The organism is Cupriavidus sp. UYPR2.512 (genome assembly GCF_000379565.1).
GTDB lineage: Bacteria > Pseudomonadota > Gammaproteobacteria > Burkholderiales > Burkholderiaceae > Cupriavidus.
On the sequence record NZ_KB903193.1, the window covers coordinates 1 to 18088 of the forward strand.

Sequence of the window (18088 nt, forward strand, 5' to 3'; positions counted from 1 at the left end):
CACGGCCCGGCGGGTATCCGCATCGATGCCGGCGTGCGCGAGGGCGACACCATCAGCCCGTTCTACGACCCGATGATCGCCAAGCTGATCGTCTGGGGCAAGGACCGCGACGAGGCGCTNGCGCGCATGCGCCAGGCGCTGGCGGCCTACCACGTGGTGGGGCTGTCGACCAACGTGGCCTTCCTGCAGCGGCTGGTGTCGTCCCAGGCGTTCCGCACCGCCGATCTCGACACCGGCCTGATCGAGCGCAACGAGAAGGTCTTGTTCCCGCCGCCGGCGCCGGTCGGCATGGAAGTCATCGCCCTGGCCGTGGCGGCGCTGCTGGATCGCGAGAACAAGGAACGACGTATCGATGCCGCCGACCAGCATTCGCCGTGGACCCATGGCGGCGCGTGGCGGCTGAACGGCGGCGCGTCGCGCCAGTTGCGCTTCGGCTATGGCGAGCAGGTGCTCGACGTGACGCTGAACACCAATGAGCGCGGCAGCACGCTGTACTACGCGGGCATGGCTGGGCAATTCTCCACGCAATGCAAGGCCGACGATATCCGCGTCGACCTCGGCACGTGCCGCACGCACGGCCAGGTGCATCTCGATGGCGAGATGGTCCACGTCTTCAGTGCCGGTCGTCACGTCACGCTGACCTGGCTCGGTCCCCTGGCCCATGCAGGCGAATCAGAAAGCGAAGGCGGCAAGTTGACCGCGCCGATGCCTGGGAAGGTCATCGCGGTGATGGTCGAGGCCGGCAGCACCGTCACGCGCGGCGCGCCGCTGCTGGTGATGGAGGCGATGAAGATGGAGCACACCATCAGCGCGCCGGCCGACGGCGTGGTCAGCGAGGTGCTGTACGGCATCGGCGAGCAAGTGACCGAAGGGGCGCAACTGCTGGCGTTTGAGGCTTGATATCGGCAGGTTGCCGACAAGGCTTAGGCCTGTCGGCACGTGCGAACGTGCTTTAGTCTCTTCCGCAAGCGGGAGGGGGAAGCAAACTGGCAGCACGCAGGCTGGCTTTGTCAGCAAGCTGGGGGGACATCGCCTGCGATGCCACCTCTTTTTTTGCAAGAAGCACGGAGCCAGCGTACCGGGGAACTAGCCTCATTCCAGACAATCGTTCCCCAGCGGCGGCGCCGGACGCAAGCCGTCAACCCCTGGTGAACGCTCCCCTCTCAGCGCAGTCGTGGCGCCGGCCATGCCGACAAGAAAGTACAGCACCGCGGTCGGAACCTTGTAGCCGAGCATGGCGATCGACACGGCCGCCAGCGCGAAGAACACCACCAGCACATGCTTGATGTGAAAGCGGTCGGCCAGCCAGCCTCCGCCGACCGCACCGGCGATGGCGCCGAAATTCAACACCAGCACAAAAGTCAGCGCGGAGCCGAGGCTATAGCCCGCGTTGGCCATCAATTTTGTCAGCCAGGAACTGAGCGCGTACACCATGAACAAACACGTGAAGAACGCGATCCAGAACATGACCGTGCTGAAACCGCAGCCCCCAATAAAGTAGAGGATGCGTCGTGCGCCGTGGCGATGGACAGGCACACATGGTTGCACCATCCCGGCTTCAGGAGCCCCCGCCAGCCTACGTGCCTGGCGCGGTGTCCGGCCCATGGACAATCGAAATGCCCTGCGCCAGCGCTGCCGCCTCCTGGGCTTTCAGGGCACGGATGAAGCCAGGTCGCAGCTGCAAACGCTGCCAGTAATCCGCTGTCGCCGGCATGAAGCGCGGCTGGAGTCCCAAGTGCTGTGCGAGCAGCAAGGCATAGCCCACGGAAACATCGGCCGCGGTGAAACGACCCGAGCACAGGTATGCGTGCTTCTCGATTACCGGTTCCAGTGTGCGCAAGCGCGCCAGAAACCATTTCGCGTAATCCGCGGCGACTGTCGGCTGGCGCCGCGCTTCTGGTTCGAATCTCGAATAGCGAAGGACCAGCGTCTGCGGAAACGTAAGGGTAGCCTCACCGAAATGAAGGTAATTCAGGTAGGCGCCGAAATCGTCTTCCCCTGCTTCGACCTGCAGCGAGGTGGGCGCACTGGTTGCGCAGAGGTACTGGCAGATCGCAGCCGATTCTGACATCCTTGTCGTCCCGTCGATCAGGAATGGAACCGTACCCAGCGGATTGATGCCCAGAAAATCCCGCGACAGGATGCGCGGCGGGAAAGGAAGCATCACCAGCTCATATTCCCGGCCCAGCTCCTCCAGCATCCAGAGGGGACGGAAGGAGCGCGCACTCATGCAGTGATAGAGAATGGTCATGACTGGCAGGTCCCCTTCGGTGTGACGTGACCGCGATTCGCCATCAGGGCCCGTGCCGCCTTGGAAGCCGGCCGGCGGCCCAGATGATCCGAGATGAAGGCGCTGGCCGAGAGCAGCTTGTCCATATCGACACCTGTCTCGATCCCCATGGAGCTGAGCAAGTAGACAACGTCCTCGGTGGCAACGTTGCCCGAAGCATTGTCTGCCATCTGCGGCACCCACCGTGGCGACACGAAGGCCGTGGCTTCCACCGCCGGCAATCCCGCATCCGCCAGACGTTCGATAAGCTCGATCTTTACCGCGGCAGGAACTATCTGCTTTTCACTCTGGAGGCCGTCCCGCGGTCCGACTTCGACAATCCTTACCTGTTTTGGCCATGACTTGGCGATCCCATTATCCATATCGACTCTCCTCCGAATTCAAGCACTCCCACGACGCCCGCCAGCTTTACCAGCGCCGCAGCCATGGCCACGCCTCGCCCACCGTCGCAGCCCGAGGCAACCATGACGAGATGCCCGCGGCCACTCCAGCAGCGCCGTGATCTGAACCACGGCCAACTCCGCCGAGCATAGGGCAACAGCGGATGCAAAGCGTGCCAACTCCCTTGCAGATCGTGCCAATTGGGCCAATACTCACCAGACATGAGCTCGGCTGCAGAAACACCCATCGCGTTTGTTCGTTCCATCGTGCTGGCGTACGAGCGCTATGGCGTGGAACCACGGCGAGCGCTGCGCCAAGCGCATATTTCGCCGTCGCTACTGCGGAGCGAGGATGCGCGCGTGAGTGCCGATCAGTTCGAAGCGTTATCGGCGGCTGCAATGCAGGAGCTCGACGACGAGGGGCTTGGCTGGTTCTCGCAACGGCTCCCGTGGGGAACTAATGGGATGCTTTGCCGCGCCTCCTTGCCGTCGGAGAACTTGCGGGTAGCTCTGCTGCGCTGGTGCCGGCACTATGGCTTGCTGGTGAATGACATTAAGCTGGAACTGAGCGTTGAGGCTCGGCTGGCGCATCTCGTCATCCGCGAGAACGGTGACCTGCTCCGGCAACGTGAGTTTTGCCTGGTAAGTACCCTTCGGAATATTCACGGTTTCGCGTGTTGGCTGGTCGATTCCCGCATCCCGCTGTCGCGCGCCACCTTCCCATTCAAGAAGCCGCGGCACGCCAGGGCGTATGACTTGATGTTCCGCGGGCCGATCGATTTCGAAGCGCCCCAGGCCAGCCTGGTTTTCGACGCGGAGTATCTGCAATTACCCGTGCGGCGGGACGATCGCGATCTGCGGCAGATGCTACTTCGTCCTCTGCCGCTCATCGTGCTCCAGTACAAGCGCGACCGGCTCCTTTCGCAGCGAATTCGCAAGCTTTTCCGTACGCATGGGTTCGAGGTCTCGACGTCGGCCGCAGTGTCCGCGATGCTGAACGTTTCAACGAGAACCCTTTACCGGCACCTGGCAGAAGAAGGCGTCTCGCTTCAGGGCCTGAAGGATGAGGTCAGACGTGATCTGGCTATCCGGCAACTTACACGAACCTCCAGGCCTTTGAAGCAGATAGCGATCGCCGCCGGGTTCGGCAGCGAGGCCAGTTTCATCCGGGCATTCCGACAATGGACGGGGAAAAGTCCAGGGGAGCTCAGGCGAACACCCTCTCTGGATAAGTGAAAAGCGCGCCAACAAGCCGGCCTACGAGATCCGTGCGGTGATGGCCGACGAGATCCGGCACGACCCCACGCTGTTCCGGCGGAGACCGGCGATGCACGCCTGGCTGTGTTTCGCCGGTTGCTGGCGCACGCGGGACTTGCGCTGGACTAAGCGGCGCGCACTGCGAAGTGGCCAAAGTCGGAGGCGCCGTTCGGCGCAGGACTAGGCTGCCGCTAAACGCGGCAGCCCATGCCCCTTCAGAAACTGCCGCAGTTATACGGCGCCGGCAGTCCCGCGAACCGGTTCTTTATATAGGTGAGGGCTAACGGTATCGCGGCGACAGCGCTGGCCGCATGGCTGGGTACGACCAATGTGTCGAACTGCACGGTCGCGCCATGGTTGCACCACCTGACCGCGCCATCGTGCCCACCCTGGTACGGCGCGATTTCGTCTAACTGGAAGTGCACCACGTACACCGGCGCAGCTGGGGCGACAAGACCCAACATTTGCTGGTTCACCGGTGGCGCGAGCGTGAGATCCGCCGCTAGCCGCTCACAGCCTGGCGGTGTGATGTCCCCAGGCAACTGAAGCGCCAGCCAGGCCGGCCTGCAAGGCAAGGTTGCCGTCATTACCGGCGCTGGCTACTCTGCAAGCGTGGCGCACGTCAGCTTCTGCATGAAGGCCGGCAGGCCGTCGCAGGCCGGCTTGCTCGCTGTTCCTTGCCCCCTTCCCGGAGATTGCGACATGGCCATCCAGCTCAACCACACCATCGTCTTTTCTCATGACAAGAAGGTTTCTGCCGACTTCCTCTGCGAGATCCTCGGACGTCCCCCGGCCGAGCCGTTCGGGCCGTTTCTCGGCGTACGGCTGGACAATGACGTGACCCTGGACTTCATGGATGCGCAAGGCGATGTTGCCCTGCAGCACTATGCTTTCCTGGTCAGCGATGACGAATTCGATCAGGGCTTTGCCCGCATCCGCGCGCGCAACCTGACATACTGGGCGGACCCGTACCGCCGCCGCCCCGGCGAGGTCAACACGGACGATGGCGGCCGCCGGATCTACTTCGAGGATCCGAGCAGGCACTTTCTGGAAATCTTCACGAAGGGCTAGCACGCAAGCACCCGCTGCCGTGAGCCTTTGACGAGACACTGGCGCCCTGCCACACCCGCTCGATGTTTTGCAGCGTTGACTGCGCTTGGTTGATGCGGTTGCACCCCATAGAATGAAGTTGCGCCTTGGAAAGCGGCTCTGGTTTCTGCCGCATCAAAGGAGGACGTCATGGAACTTCATATGCAATCGCATCGCTACGCGCACCGGTGGCCGGACTGGCGTGCGGCGGCGCTGGCAGGCCTCGTCGCCGGGGTGGTATTCCTGGTGCTCGACTTGCTGGCGGCCATGTTGATGGGGGCCAGCGCCTGGAAGCCGCTGACCATGATCGCGGCGATCATGCTGGGCCGTGATGTGCTGGCGCAAGCTGCCACCTTCCAGATGAGCGTGCTGGTAGCGGCCGTGGTGGTCCACTTCGTGCTCTCCGTCGTGTTTGCGGTGATCCTGGCAGCGATCATGGCGCCGTTCCGTTTCGATTCGAGCGTCGGCATGGCCTCGGTGGTGGGGGCGCTGTTCGGCCTGGTCCTGTACCTGGTCAATTTCCACGGCATGACTGCCGCCTTCCCATGGTTTGCTGAAGCGCGAGGCTGGGTCACTGCCATTGCCCACATCGTGTTCGGCCTGGTCGCGGCTGACTCGTACCTGAAACTGGAGAGGCATGCGGATGCGTCCGCCGGCGGAACTGGCGGTACCTAGGAGAGCAAGCGCAAAACGAGCAGCGGCAAGGCGCGTAATCCATGCAGACCGTCGCCTATCCCTATCAGCCAGTGCCTGAACGGGGCACCTTGACGTGTTTCCTGCTGGCCTTGTTCATGCACCTGCTGCTGGGTGTACTGCTCTACTATGGCGTGCGCTGGCGCAGCGCGGCACCGGAGGGGGTTGCGGCCGAACTGTGGGAGGCGATCCCGGAAGCCGCGACACCAGCGCCTGCCATCACGCCGGTGCCAAGCCCGAAGCCGGCCGAAGAGGAGGAGGCCGACATCTCGCTGCAGGAAAAGCAGCGCAAGGCCCAGCAGGCCGCGCGCGACGAATCACAAGCGCGGCAGCGCGAGAGCCAGGCCCGTGCCGAGGCGGCCCGCAAGGAGGCGCAGCGCAAGGCGATGGAAGCGCAGCGCCAGTCCGACAATGCCCAGCGCCAGGGCGAACTGGCGCGCTTGCGGGCGCAGGCGGGCAATACAGGCACGCGGGCCGGCTCCGGCTCCGGCACGAAGCCTTCGTCCGGTTATGCCGAGCGGGTCCGGCAGCGGGTCAAGCCGAACATCATCTTCAATGAAGACGTCAGCGGCAATCCGGCGGCGGTAGTGGCCGTGGCCATGGCGCCGGATGGCTCAGTGCTGTCAACGCGGCTCGCCAAGTCAAGCGGCAATGCGGCCTGGGACAACGCCGTGCTGCGCGCGGTGCAGCGATCCGACCCGCTACCGCGCGACGAAAACGGCGTCGCGCCTGCCAATATCCTCATTACCTTCTGGCCCAGGGACGAGGGCGGCTAGTCGCGCCGCCTCCTGCGCCCCAACCTGGCGGGCATGGATTTCCCGGAGCATGCGCGCCGGCCGCCCTGTCCAGGCGCTACGCCTCCACGTAGCCCTTGCGCAGTTTCTCCGCCACCAGCTTGTCCGCCTCGCGCCGCGCCCGCTCGGCGCTGTCGAACGCCTTCACGCTGGTCTGCCCAGCGCTGCCGATGCGGCCATAGGTGACGCAGAGTTCCGCCCCGCGCACGCTGGCACGCCAGAACTTGCGCGACGTGCCCTGTTCGAAGCGCAGCGTCCGCACCAGCTCCGCTTGCGCAGCCGATGCCGTCGCCGCGTCCGTCCGGGCCTCGCCCGTTGACGCCGCATCCTGCACCGCGGCCGGCTTCGCCAACGGCACCGGGATCTCGACCTCCACGTCCAGCGCGCGATCCTCGCCCTCGGCCAGCATGGCCTCGATGCGGGCCAGCACCGCGTCCGCATCGTCGAGCCAGTCCTTGCCGGGGATGTCCAGCACCCGCCAGCCGAAGCTGCGCAGGATGCCGGGGCGGAATACATAGCGCTCGGCGGTGTCCGACACCGCCTCGGACGGCGTATCGAGCAGGATCGCCAGCGCGTAGCCTTGACCCGACGGATCGGCGATGGCCAGGTCGCAGCGGAACTGCGAGCGGCCGACGTTGGCGTGCACCTGGTGGCCGCGCGCACGCAGCGCCCCGGCCAGTGCGTCGCGGATGCTGTCCGGCGTGGCCTCGCGAGTGAAGACGTCGCGCGCGCCCGGGTTCAGCGCGCCCAGCACCGCCTGGGCACGCTCGAACCGGCCGCGCGCGCTCGCCTGCGCGAACTGCAGGAACGCACGCAGCGCGGCCGCGCCGTCGTTATGCACGTTGGTGATCGCCTCGGCCTGGATCGTCGACACTACCGCCATCCGATGGCGTGCGCGGCTGAAGATCACGTTCAGGCGCTTCTCGCCGCCGCGCTGGTTGATCGGGCCGAAGTTCATCAGCATCTTGCCGTCCGGTCCTGGTGCGTAGCAGATACTCAGGATGATGACGTCGCGCTCGTCGCCCTGCACGTTCTCCAGGTTCTTGACGAACAGCCCGTTGAACTGGTCGTCGTCCTCGCGCACGTACTCGCGTTCGAGGCGCATCGCGAAGTCCGCGTCCTCGGCGGCCAGCGCCTCGAGCGCGGACTCGATGGCGCCCTGCTGCGCCTCGGAAAACGCCACGATGCCCAGGCTCAGCCCAGTCTCGCGGCGCAACAGTTCGCGCACGGTCCGGGCGATATAGCCCGCCTCGGGCGCATTGCGGCGGTCGGCGTAGACGCCGTCTGCCAGCAGATGGAAGCTGACCGGCCGCGCCAGCAGCGCGTCGGCGCCCGCGATGCCGGCGTCCTCCTGGTCCGAGCGCAGCGCAGGCGCCTCGTCCTCGGCCTGCTCCAGCAAGCGGTCGGGAATGGTGACGAGGCGCCCGTCGTAGAAGGCGGCGTTGGAAAAGCTGATCAGCGACTCGTGACGGCTGCGGTAGTGCCACGCCAGCAGCGTGGCTGGCAGGTTGCGCGCGGCCTGGTTCAGCAGGCTGTCCGAGTCGAGGTTGATGGCGATGCGGTCGCCCTCCTCTTCCACGACGATCTCGTCGTCGCCCTCGGCGCCGCCGGCCGTGAAGAAGCTTGTCGGCGGCAGCTGCATCTCGTCGCCGACCACCACCACCTGGCGCGCGCGGCTCAGCGCGGGCACGGCCTCTTCGGTCGGAATCTGGCTGGCCTCATCGAAGATCACCACGTCGAACAGGTCCGCCGACAGCGGCAGTGTGTCGGACACCGACAGCGGGCTCATCAGCCAGATCGGCTTCAGGTCGTTGATGACGATGCCGGTCTCGTCGTCGGAGAGATCGCGGATCGAACGGTGGCGCATGCTCTTGCCGAACTCATGCTCCAGTTCACGGCGGCCCATGGCATATTGTTTCTTGAACGCCTTGCCGTCGGCGTCCAGCATCGTGGCCGACAGCGAAGACACGCGCACATGCTCGGCGAACCGCTTGTGCCGCGTGGCGCGCACCACTTGCGCGTTCAGCGCGAGCAGCTCGCGCTGCCCCTGCGCCACGGCGCGCGCCGCCTGCGCCAGCGCCGCCCCGCCGAAGCGCGCCAGCACCGGGTTCTCACGCGAGAGACGGCGCAGCGCCTCGTCGGCCACCAGCGCCTCGAGCTGTGCCGGTGCGTGATCGAGCCACTGCAGCGTGGCGGCGCAGGCGGGGTCGCCCGCGTGCAGCGCGCGCAGCAGCGGCAACAGGTCTGGCAGGTCATCGAGCGCCTCGCGCAGGTCGCGCAGCAGTTCGGCGATGTCGCCAAGGCGCGCGTCGGGGGCCAGTGCCAGCCCGTCGCGCACACGCTGCGCGAGCTTCTCCAGCGCTTCGCGCGCACCGGCTTCGGCGCGCGCCGCCACGACCGGATCGACAGCCTGGCGCAGATGCGCGACCAGTTCGCGCGGGCCCGCGCCCGACTGCAGGCGCTGCTCGAGTTCGCCGAGCGCGCGCAGGAACGCCTGCATCTCGCTCACGCCGTAGCGGCGGCGGCTGTCGGCATCGGCCGCTGCCAGCGCGGCGCTTGCCGCATGCTCGGCGGCCAGCGCGGCCAGCACCTTGCCGTAGCCCGGATGGACGGCGTGCTTGCCGAAGTCATAGCGGCGCTTCAGTTCGCCGCGCAATCGCCACCATGCGGGCTGCAGCCAGCGCGCGAACGACGGCTCCAGCCGCCGCGCGAGCGCCAGAGCGGATTCGGTATCGCCGGAGCTCAACTTGTTTTGCCAGTTCGAGGTTGCGGCTTGCGCGTCGGCGAGTGCCCGCGCGCGCGACTCCAGCTCCGCGCGGACCTCGCGCAGCGCGCCTTGCGCCGGCGAGGCCGGATCAAGCAGGTCCAGGTGCGCGGCGAGGCCCGCGTCGAGCAGCCATTGGCTGTCGGCGGCAATCGCGCGTGCCTGCTCCAGCGCGGTGTCCTGGCCGGTCAGGCTCACGGTGCTGTCCAGCAGCGGGTCGAGCGCATCGAACAGCGCCTCGGCGTCATGGCACAACTGCTCGGCGCGGCCATAGGCGCGCTCGTCGGCCAGCAGTGGCGGGGACAGGCGCGCGAACGGATGCGCGGCCAGGCTGTCGAGACCGAAGCGTTCGCGCATCGCGCGGTGCACGCGGTGCGCGAGATCGCGCTGACGGTCCCATGCGGCCAGCGCCGGCAGGCGCTCGCGCAGCGCAGGCCCCGCGTCCGGCACGGCCGGCAGCGCCGCCACGCGGCGCAGCAGCGCACGCACGCTGTCGCCGAGTGCCTCTGGCGCTGCCGCCATCGCGGCCTCGAACGCGTCGATACGCTGCTGGTGCGCCGCCAGCGCCTCAGCCACCTGCATGCGGCGCGCCGCCAGCGCGTCGCCGTCATCGGGTTGCGCGATCCACTGCTCGTAGCAGGCGCGCAGGTCGGCAATGAAGGCCTTCTTGTCGGTCTGCGAGTCGTGGATCAGGCAGCACAGCGAGTCCAGCCCGCTTTGCTTGAGCCGATGGAACACCACGTCGAGCGCGGCGCGCTTCTCGCAGACGAACAGCACGCGCTTGCCGCGGCCGGCGTAGTCGGCGATCAGGTTGGTGATGGTCTGCGATTTGCCCGTGCCCGGCGGGCCCTGGATGATAAAGCTGCGCTGGCTGCGCGCCAGGCCGACCGCGGCGTTCTGGGTCGCGTCGGCCGCCACCACGTTCCACTGCTCGGCCGGTGCGAGCGGCGCGGGCGCCTGGGTTTCCACGTCGCGCGGATCGATCGAGAACACGCGGTCGAACGCCGGATTGGCGCCGGGTTCGTCCAGCAATTGCGCGTAGTCGCGCACCAGCGACATCTTGCGGTAGTTGAAGTTGGCCAGCGTCACCTGCGTCAGGTCCAGGTCCCAGGCATAACGGTGGCCCTCGGACTCCTCCAGCACGTAGCCCTGGCGCTCTTCGCCTTGCGCGGCGGCGGAGCCGCTCATATGCGGCTGCCGCGGGCCGGCGCCTGGCGTGGCGCCGGCTTCGAAGCGCTGCGGCAGCTCGCTCGGCCGCACCCAATGCTCGAACAGCGCGCGCCCCAGCGGCCGGTAGTCGTCCTGCGCATAGCTGTACGGCGGCAGCCAGCCGCCGCTGCGCGCGGCGGCCGTGCCCGGCCTGCGGCGCTGGAACTGCTGCATCCGCTGCAGCGCCTTCTGCCGCACCAGCCGCACCGCGGCCTTGTCGACCAGGCGCAGTTCGACCGAGGGCTCGGAGCGGCGAATCTGCGCGAGGATGCCGGCATGGATCTCCTCGATCGAGGTCTTGTCGAGATCCACGGTCTGGTCCAGCCGGATGTCGTACAGCTGGTGCAGGTAATGGCGCAGCACCGGGTTGAACTCGGCCTCGCCGCCCGCGCACTGGATCATGTACTGGTCGCGTACACCCTTGCGTTTGACCAGCTCCACCGGCAGCCACAGCAGCGGCGTCACGATGCGCTCGTCCGGCGCCTCTTTCAGGTTGTGCCAGCGCAGGAACGCCACCACCAGGCGCAGGTTGCTGAAGCCGTATTCGGCGCGGTCGCGGCGGGTCTCGGCAATCAGGCGGTCGAGCGACGCCGGCAGGTAGGGCTGGTCGTCGAAGCGCAGCCAGCGCTGCAGCGACACCGGCTTGCCCGCCACCAGGTCGGCGGCGAACGGTCCGCCCCAGGTGCAGATGTGTTCGGGCCGCACGCTTTCGATCTGCAGCATCAGCGGCACGCTGGCCACGGTGACGTTGACGGTGGCCGCGGTCGGACGGAAGTGCAGCAGGCGGTTGCGCCGCGAGAGATCGAACAGGCGGTCGCGCAGGTGCGTGAGCACGGCGGCACGACGCGGCGTGGCACCCATCGTGCCGGCCAGCGCGCGTTCGACGTCCAGTCCCGGCGGCTGCTCGCGCCACGTGCGCAGCCGGGTCGCCAGCGCGGCGACATCGGTCGCGCGGTCGTGGCGGTTGATCTCGGTCATCTCGACGATCACCGCGGCGAGGATCGGATGCAAGCGCTCGTGCAGCAGGAACAGGTTGCGGCGCTGCGCGACAAAACCGCGCAGGTCGTCCTCGTCGGCGAAGTCCAGGCCGCAGGCCAGGCTCGCGAGCACCATGCCGAGCAGGAAGACGTCGCCGATCTCGTCGTGGTGGCCAAGCAGGCGTTCCCAGCTGGCCGGGCCGCGCAGATAGACCGGGCGTTCGACCGGCGCCGTAGCGTCAAGCTGCAACGCCAGGTCGGCCTGGTCGCGCTGTCCGTCATCGGCGTGGCCGAGCTGCAGCGCGCCGACGATGTTCAGGCCCGAGGCCGGATGCGGCTGCACGCGATGCACCGCGCCGATGTCCATGACCGGGGCTTCGCCATCGGGCCGGCGCAGGCGCAGCCCGCCGTCCGCGTCAACCAGGATGCTGTCGGGATCGAGCGTGGCCACCCTGCCCTGCGCGTGCAGCGCGGCGACCTGCGCGAACAGCGGCAACACCAGCACCAGGACGTCGTCGGTCGGCAGCGCCGCGCCCGCCTGCGCATCGATCAGCGCGCGCAGCGTGCGCGGCTCCCTGCTGCCGCTCATACCCGGAATGGTGTTCGTGCCGTGGGTCGTGCTCTCATTCATGCCCTCAGTCATGCCCGGCCCTCCCTGGCCAGTTCGCGTTGGAGTTGGCGCTGGAGGCGGTCCAGCTCGCGCTTGCCGAAGCCGGCGTCGCGGCGCAGGTTGCCTTGCAGCGCGTCCAGGCTGCCGAGCGCCCGCGCCACCTGGCCGGCGCGCAGCAGCGCCGCGTCCTGCTGGTCGGGGTCGGCGAGCGCCAGGTCCATCATCAGTGCGTTGAGGTAGCCGCGCACGCTGTCGTCGGCCACGTCCGGCCCCAACCCCTCGGGGCCGATTGCCGCTTCGTCGTCGCGCCAGTCGGGGAACATCATCCGCACCTGCGCGAGCACCGTCTCGCTCGCCAGCGCCGTGCCGGCGAGGAAGTGCGCCAGGAAGCCGCGTGTCAGCCCCTGCAGCCGGACCTGCCCCGGCAGGTCCAGCTGCTCCAGCGCCAGCGGGCCGTGCAGCCGGGTTTCGATCCATGGATCGAGATCGGCCGCGCCCTCCCACCACAGCGCCAGCGCGCGCGCCCGGATAAAGGTCTCGGGATGGCTGTGGGCGGCGCTTGCGCCCGCCTCGCGGGATTCGATTTCGGCCGCCTGGCGCAGGTAGGCGGCCGCGTCCACGCTGCCGATGCCGGTCTCCACCTTGACCAGCGTCGACACGGCCGGCGCCACCGCGCCGGCTGCCACGGCGCCGCCGCGGTCGGCGAACAGCTCGGTGTGCAGCGCGTAGCGGCGCCAGGTCTCGCGATGGCTGGCGCTGGCGCCGGGCGCGGCCAGCGCGTCGTTCAGGACCCGGTCGGCCACCAGGAACCGGCCGTCGTCGCGCGACCACAGCAGGTAGTGGGCCAGTTCGTGGCCAAACACCGCCAGCAGCTCCGGCGGCGACAGCCGATCCAGCAGCGGCCCCTGCAGGACGATGTGGACCTCGCCCGGCACGTAGACCAGCGAGGCGTTCATGTCCTGGCCCGGGGACTGGTAGAGCGTCGCGCGCGCGTCGATGCCGAGCCGTGTCATCGCCTCGGCCAGCGCCGCATGTACGTCGGCATGCGCATCCGCCTCGATGCGGTAGGTGTCGCGCAGCAGCATCGAGCGCAGTGCCTCGCGTTGATCGGCGCCGGTCGCGCGGGCGCCGGCCCAGCGCCAGACCTCGGGCTCATGGCGGCGCAGGTAGTCGACCACCGTTGCGTGATAGGCCAGCGGCACCAGCGCGCCGCGATCCGGGGCGTGAGAGTCCATGCGGGACGTTCCAGGGTTGCGTGGAGGCCGATTCTACAGGGGGAACATGGCGTAGGCGCCATCCATCAGCGCAGGCAATGCCCGCATTGGCCATGGTCAGCTTAACGCTGTCGAGACCAGCCGGAGGCGGGGATGCCAGCGCGGGAACTGGCCGACGGCTGAAGCTGTTGGTTTGGGCGGGCGGCTGATACGCCGCAAGTCTGTTTCTGCCCAACATTTGCTCCGCCAACCGGGCGGAATTCGCTGATGACGGGGCTGCGACTCCATTTTTGTCGGTCCGCATCCGGTGGCACAGCTTCTGCGTATCAGTGAGAGGACGCCCGCCGCGTTCTGCCCTTCGTACAGCAAATCGGAGTACCGCCATGATCCGCCAGCTCGCCAACACGATCTTCGCCACCGCCGCGATTGCAGCCGTCTGCACTGCCGGCATTGCCCATGCCGCAGCCCGCGACAGCGCTCCTGCCGGCGACAAATCCGGCTACACCTTCCGCGTCGAGATGCGCGACGTCTATAGCGACGGTGCGCGGGCCGGCCGCTTCGACGTTTTCATCGACGGTACCCGCGTTGAGACGCCAGCCGTCCACGAGCACTCCGTTTCTGGCCTGGACCGCAGTGGCGTGTCGGCCGATCCTGCCCGAAAATTCGACGTCTACACCGACGGCGCCCTGGCCGGCATGGACCGCAGCGGTCCTTCAGCCGATCCCGCGCGCAAGTTCGACGTCTATACCGATGGCGCCTTGGCATAAGCCCATGGACAGCGAGCCTGCCTCAGGCAGGCAGCCATCAAACGCGCTTGTGCGCCCTTTGGAACGTATTTCTCCCGGCTCCAAAGGGCGCTTTTTTTGCTGGCGTCAGCCCAGTTCCGGGTAGTCGACGTAGCCGTGCGCACCATTGCCGCCGTACAGCGAAGCGTCTTCAAAGGGACGGTTCAGCGGCTTGTTTTCGCGGAAGCGGCGCGGCAGGTCGGGGTTGGTGATCATCTTGCGGCCGAACGAAACCATGTCGGCACTGCCACGACGAATCGCCTCTTCGGCCATCTCCTTGGAGTAGCCGTTGTTGACCATCCATACGCCGGTGTACAGGCGGCGCAGCGCTTCATAATCGAAAGGCGCGTTGTCGCGCGGGCCGCCCGTGTGGCCTTCGACGACGTGGATATACACCGGGTGCAGCTTCTCCAGTTCACGCACGACGTGCTCGAATAGCGGCTGCGGATTGCTCTCCAGCGCGTCGTTGACGGGCGACACCGGTGCCAGGCGAACGCCGACCCGGTCGGCACCGATCTCTTTGACCACGGCAGCCATGACTTCGAGCAGGAAGCGCGAGCGGTTTTCGATGCTGCCGCCATACGCGTCGGTGCGCCTGTTGGTGCCGTCGCGCAGGAAAGCGTCAAGCAGGTAGCCGTGCGCACCATGGACTTCGACGCCGTCAAAGCCGGCCTGAACGGCGTTGGCCGCAGCGATGCGGAAGTCGTCCACGATGCCAGCAATCTCTGCAGCCTCAAGCTCACGCGGGACCGAGCATTCGACGTAGCCCTTGCCGTTGATGTAGGTCTTGGCATTGGCGGCGATGGCCGACGGAGCGACCGGGGCCTGGTTGTCCGGCTGGAAGTGCGTGTGCGACATGCGGCCGGTGTGCCAGATCTGCAGGAAGATCCTGCCGCCCTTCGCGTGCACCGCGTCGGTCACCTTCTTCCAGGCAGCGATCTGCTCGGGGGTGTAGATGCCCGGCGTATTGGTGTAGCCCTGGGCAGTGGTCGAGACCTGCGTGGCTTCAGCGATGATCAGGCCCACGCTGGCGCGCTGGCTGTAGTACTCGACCACCATGTCGGTCGGCACGAGGTTGTCGTCGGCCCGGCTGCGCGTGAGCGGCGCCATGGCCATGCGGTTGGCGAGCTCGAGCTTGCCCAGCTTGATCGGCTGGAACAGCGCGTCGGCGAGGAAGGCTTCGTTCTGTACACCCATGAATCACTTACTCCGTGGTTGGTCTATGGCTTGTTGCGGCCAGAACCGCCGTTAGCGGCCGGCTGGAACAGGTGGTCAAACATCAGGTCGACGCTGCGGCGCAGCGGCTCGACAGAGCATTCGAGCTTCATGCGCAGCAAGGCGCCCTCCCAGGCATCCCACGCCAGCCCGGATAGCTCGGCAGCCGCGATGTCGGCGCGGATATCGCCGTGCGCCTGGGCCTCGCAGATCATGCCGGCGAGGCGTTCGCGCCACGCCAGTTGCGCGGCTTGCAGGGCGGCCCGGCAGACTTCGCTCGACAAGGCAATCTCCGCCGCGAAGTTACCTATCAGGCACCCAGCCTGCAGCTTCCTCGATTCGTGGTACGCAATCATCCGGGCAAAGACATAGCGGATCGCTGCCATTGGCGCAGACGGCGCCTCATCTGTCATCGCCTCCCACGACCGCTGCAGGAAATCCGCGTATTGCGCGACGATGACCGCCGCGAACGCTTCCTTGCTCTCGAAATGGTTGTAGAACGACCCCTTCGGCACACCGGCGTGGTCAGTGATCTGCTGGATGCCGGTGGCGTTGTAGCCGTGGCGCGTAAACAGTTCGCGCCCCGCCTTCGTCAAACGGTTGGGGATGTCGGTCTTGTCTGCAGTGCGTGCCATGGCGGAATAATATGACCAGTCGTCTTAGGATGTCAAACGGCACTGCGCAAGCGTAGGCAAGGACGCATTTCCGGCCCTATTTCGGGCACACGATATATTTCCTTGACAAGGGAAGAGCCATGTTCCAATATGCATTACATCGCATGCGATCTAAACGGATGCGATTTAAATACAACTGACAACCACCAGAGATCCATTCCATGAGCAAGATCGAAAAAGTCCTCGCCACCGGCAAGACCCACACCATGCACAGCAGCGCCGGCGTTACCTCGCGCGGCCACAACGGCACGCTGGACATCGCGCTGTCGCCCGGCAACAGCACCACCCCGGCGCACGTGTTCACGACCGTCCAGCCCCACCCGACCGCGGAACAACTGTTCGCGGGCGCCTGGTCGGCGTGCTACATCGCCGCAATCGGCTTGGTGGCCAAGGAGATGAAGCTGGAACTGCCGTCCGACCTGGCCGTGGACATCGAAGTCGACCTGGGCCAGACCGGCGCGGAGTACTTCCTGCAGGCCCGCCTGAACCTGCGCGCGCCGGGCCTGCCGCAGGATGTCGCTACGCAACTCGCTCACGCCGCCGATGCGATCTGCCCCTACTCGAAGGCAACCCGCGGCAATATCGAGGTGGCGCTGAACGTGTTTACGTCGTAACTCCCTGACTTTTCGTTATTTCAAATTAGTCGTATGCGATGTAATCGTATACGATTAAACATCACCTGATACAAGGATGCATACCATGACCACACTCACCTCCATCGCCCGCTACACCGTTGTCGCCGCCGCCCTGTTGACCGCCGCCGCCGCGCAAGCCGCCGGTTCGGCGCGCGACCCTTTCACCGAGGGCGCCCGCTCGGTCACCAGCACAGCCGATCCGTACACCGACGGCGCACGCTCGGTACACGGCACGCGCAGTCCGTACTACGACGGCGCCCGCGGCAAGGTCGACCCTTACCTCGACGGCGCACGCGCCTGAGACCGTGTAGCACCGCGGAGGCCAGATCGTGCGCACGATTCTCTGCCGGTTCCTGGCGCCGCGGAAAGTTATAGCACCCGCGATCAAATCGCACACGATCTATAATCGACACTTGCGATCCATCCGTCTTTGGCCAACGAGGCAGCAAATGAAACCCACCGACAAGCCCGCCGCAACCCCGACGCTCTCGGACTTCTTGTGCTTCGCGGTCTATTCCGCGAACCTCGCCTTCGGCAAGGCCTACAAACCGGTCCTTGAGCAACTGGGGCTGACCTATACGCAATACATCACCATCGTTGCGCTATGGGAGCAGGACGACCAGACCGTCGGCAGCCTGGGAGAGAAGCTGTTTCTCGAATCGAACACCCTGACGCCGATCCTGAAGAAGCTGGAGGCCATGGGCTATGTGGAGCGGCAGCGCGACCCCGAAGACGAGCGCCAGGTACGCGTGCGCCTGACCAAGGCCGGCCGCAAGCTGCGCGAGCGGCGCCTGGAATCCAGCCTCGCCGGAGCGACCGGCCTGGCCCCGGACGAATTCGCCCGGATCCAGAAGGCAGTTGCGTCGCTGCGCAACAACCTGATCCAGTCGGTGAAAGACAGCGAATGAACCAGCACACAGGATCCATAGCCATGACCAGCACAGCCGCCCAGTACAGCCCGATCAGCTGCGAGTTCCACGACCGCCTGGAAGACCTCGCCACCGTGCGCAGGCCCACGCAGATCCACTACCGCGACGCCGATGGCTTGCTCCAGCAGCGCACCGCCACCATTACCGACGTGTACAGCCGGGGCGGCGCCGAATATCTGACGCTCAAGACTGGCGAGACCCTGCGCCTGGACCAGCTCATGGAAGTCGACGGCGAGAAGCTGGCGGACTACTGAGCCCGCAAGATTCCGAGCCGCCAAAGACAAAACCCCTCGCAGCACACGCTGTCGAGGGGTTTTGGGGATAAGAGCCTGGCGATGACCTACTTTCACACGGGAATCCGCACTATCATCGGCGCGGAGCTGTTTCACGGACCTGTTCGGGATGGGAAGGGGTGGTTCCAGCTCGCTATGGTCACCAGGCATGAGGGGTTGTGACGCTGGGGTTGAAGCCAGCGTCACGAATAGGGATGTAGTCTTGGTTGTGCGTATTGTGCCAACCGAGGGCACAGGCGAATCACTCACCAGGCAAAACACACTGGTTATAGGATCAAGC

The 18088-nt window shown here is 66.4% G+C and carries 17 protein-coding genes, 1 rRNA gene and 1 pseudogene; 10 read left to right on the forward strand and 9 right to left on the reverse strand.

Annotation, left to right across the window (positions count from 1 at the left end):
* Positions 1-900 (forward strand): biotin/lipoyl-containing protein (locus tag A3A5_RS0134200; protein ID WP_018314935.1); only part of this gene is annotated, 900 nt, incomplete at its 5' end.
* A 270-nt stretch (positions 901-1170) separates the two neighbouring features.
* Here the strand turns inward: A3A5_RS0134200 and A3A5_RS0134205 are convergent.
* From A3A5_RS0134205 to A3A5_RS0134215, 3 genes and pseudogenes are all read right to left on the reverse strand, one after another.
* Positions 1171-1497: pseudogene (locus tag A3A5_RS0134205) on the reverse strand (MFS transporter); the annotation flags it as partial.
* A 79-nt stretch (positions 1498-1576) separates the two neighbouring features.
* Positions 1577-2251 (reverse strand): glutathione S-transferase family protein, encoded by a 675-nt coding sequence (locus tag A3A5_RS0134210; RefSeq protein ID WP_026201416.1) that lies wholly within the window; start codon positions 2249-2251, stop codon positions 1577-1579.
* Complete coding sequence (locus A3A5_RS0134215) at positions 2248-2652, reverse strand: hypothetical protein (protein WP_018314938.1); 405 nt, start codon at positions 2650-2652, stop codon at positions 2248-2250. The genes A3A5_RS0134210 and A3A5_RS0134215 overlap by 4 nt, the downstream gene beginning before the upstream one ends.
* Positions 2653-2892: 240 nt before the next feature.
* On the opposite strand from A3A5_RS0134215, the gene A3A5_RS0134220 reads away from it, so the two are divergent.
* On the forward strand, positions 2893-3906 hold the full coding sequence (locus A3A5_RS0134220; RefSeq protein ID WP_018314939.1) for an AraC family transcriptional regulator: 1014 nt from the start codon (positions 2893-2895) through the stop codon (positions 3904-3906).
* A 236-nt stretch (positions 3907-4142) separates the two neighbouring features.
* On the opposite strand, the gene A3A5_RS45895 is transcribed toward A3A5_RS0134220, so the two are convergent.
* Entirely contained in the window at positions 4143-4514 is a 372-nt protein-coding gene (locus A3A5_RS45895; RefSeq protein WP_018314940.1) for a lipase family protein, read from the reverse strand.
* A gap of 115 nt (positions 4515-4629) precedes the next feature.
* Between A3A5_RS45895 and A3A5_RS0134230 the strand changes: the two genes are divergently transcribed.
* The 3 genes from A3A5_RS0134230 (at position 4630) to tolA (ending at position 6485) form a co-directional block, all read left to right on the forward strand.
* Positions 4630-4998, forward strand: coding sequence for a VOC family protein (locus A3A5_RS0134230; protein ID WP_018314941.1), 369 nt, complete (start codon positions 4630-4632; stop codon positions 4996-4998).
* Between the two features lie 168 nt (positions 4999-5166).
* Entirely contained in the window at positions 5167-5691 is a 525-nt protein-coding gene (locus A3A5_RS0134235; RefSeq protein ID WP_018314942.1) for a hypothetical protein, read from the forward strand.
* 41 nt (positions 5692-5732) lie between these two features.
* A complete protein-coding gene (gene tolA / locus A3A5_RS0134240; protein WP_018314943.1) occupies positions 5733-6485 on the forward strand; it encodes a cell envelope integrity protein TolA in 753 nt (250 codons plus the stop codon).
* 76 nt (positions 6486-6561) lie between these two features.
* On the opposite strand, the gene A3A5_RS0134245 is transcribed toward tolA, so the two are convergent.
* Both A3A5_RS0134245 and A3A5_RS0134250 read right to left on the reverse strand, forming a co-directional pair.
* Positions 6562-12084, reverse strand: coding sequence for an AAA domain-containing protein (locus A3A5_RS0134245; protein ID WP_026201417.1), 5523 nt, complete (start codon positions 12082-12084; stop codon positions 6562-6564).
* 8 nt (positions 12085-12092) lie between these two features.
* Positions 12093-13298, reverse strand: coding sequence for a M48 family metalloprotease (locus A3A5_RS0134250; protein WP_018314945.1), 1206 nt, complete (start codon positions 13296-13298; stop codon positions 12093-12095).
* Positions 13299-13660: 362 nt separating this feature from the next.
* Here A3A5_RS0134250 and A3A5_RS0134255 point away from each other — a divergent pair, with 362 nt between their 5' ends.
* Positions 13661-14044, forward strand: coding sequence for a hypothetical protein (locus A3A5_RS0134255; RefSeq protein ID WP_018314946.1), 384 nt, complete (start codon positions 13661-13663; stop codon positions 14042-14044).
* A gap of 105 nt (positions 14045-14149) precedes the next feature.
* Here the strand turns inward: A3A5_RS0134255 and A3A5_RS0134260 are convergent, their stop codons facing one another.
* Together A3A5_RS0134260 and A3A5_RS0134265 are read right to left on the reverse strand one after the other, a co-directional pair.
* Positions 14150-15259, reverse strand: coding sequence for an alkene reductase (locus tag A3A5_RS0134260; RefSeq protein WP_018314947.1), 1110 nt, complete (start codon positions 15257-15259; stop codon positions 14150-14152).
* A gap of 23 nt (positions 15260-15282) precedes the next feature.
* Positions 15283-15912, reverse strand: coding sequence for a TetR/AcrR family transcriptional regulator (locus A3A5_RS0134265; protein WP_018314948.1), 630 nt, complete (start codon positions 15910-15912; stop codon positions 15283-15285).
* A 200-nt stretch (positions 15913-16112) separates the two neighbouring features.
* On the opposite strand from A3A5_RS0134265, the gene A3A5_RS0134270 reads away from it, so the two are divergent.
* From A3A5_RS0134270 to A3A5_RS0134285, 4 genes are all read left to right on the forward strand, one after another.
* Entirely contained in the window at positions 16113-16565 is a 453-nt protein-coding gene (locus tag A3A5_RS0134270) for an Ohr family peroxiredoxin (RefSeq protein ID WP_018314949.1), read from the forward strand.
* 85 nt (positions 16566-16650) lie between these two features.
* Complete coding sequence (locus A3A5_RS0134275) at positions 16651-16887, forward strand: hypothetical protein (RefSeq protein ID WP_026201418.1); 237 nt, start codon at positions 16651-16653, stop codon at positions 16885-16887.
* A gap of 148 nt (positions 16888-17035) precedes the next feature.
* Positions 17036-17494: a MarR family winged helix-turn-helix transcriptional regulator gene (locus tag A3A5_RS0134280; protein WP_018314951.1), complete on the forward strand. Its 459-nt coding sequence runs from the start codon at positions 17036-17038 to the stop codon at positions 17492-17494.
* 23 nt (positions 17495-17517) lie between these two features.
* The gene (locus tag A3A5_RS0134285; protein WP_018314952.1) at positions 17518-17769 is read left to right on the forward strand and encodes a hypothetical protein; all 252 of its coding nucleotides are present in this window, start codon (positions 17518-17520) and stop codon (positions 17767-17769) included.
* Positions 17770-17842: 73 nt separating this feature from the next.
* Here A3A5_RS0134285 and rrf read toward each other — a convergent pair.
* Positions 17843-17955, reverse strand: a 5S ribosomal RNA gene (gene rrf, locus A3A5_RS0134290).
* Positions 17956-18088 lie beyond the last annotated feature (133 nt).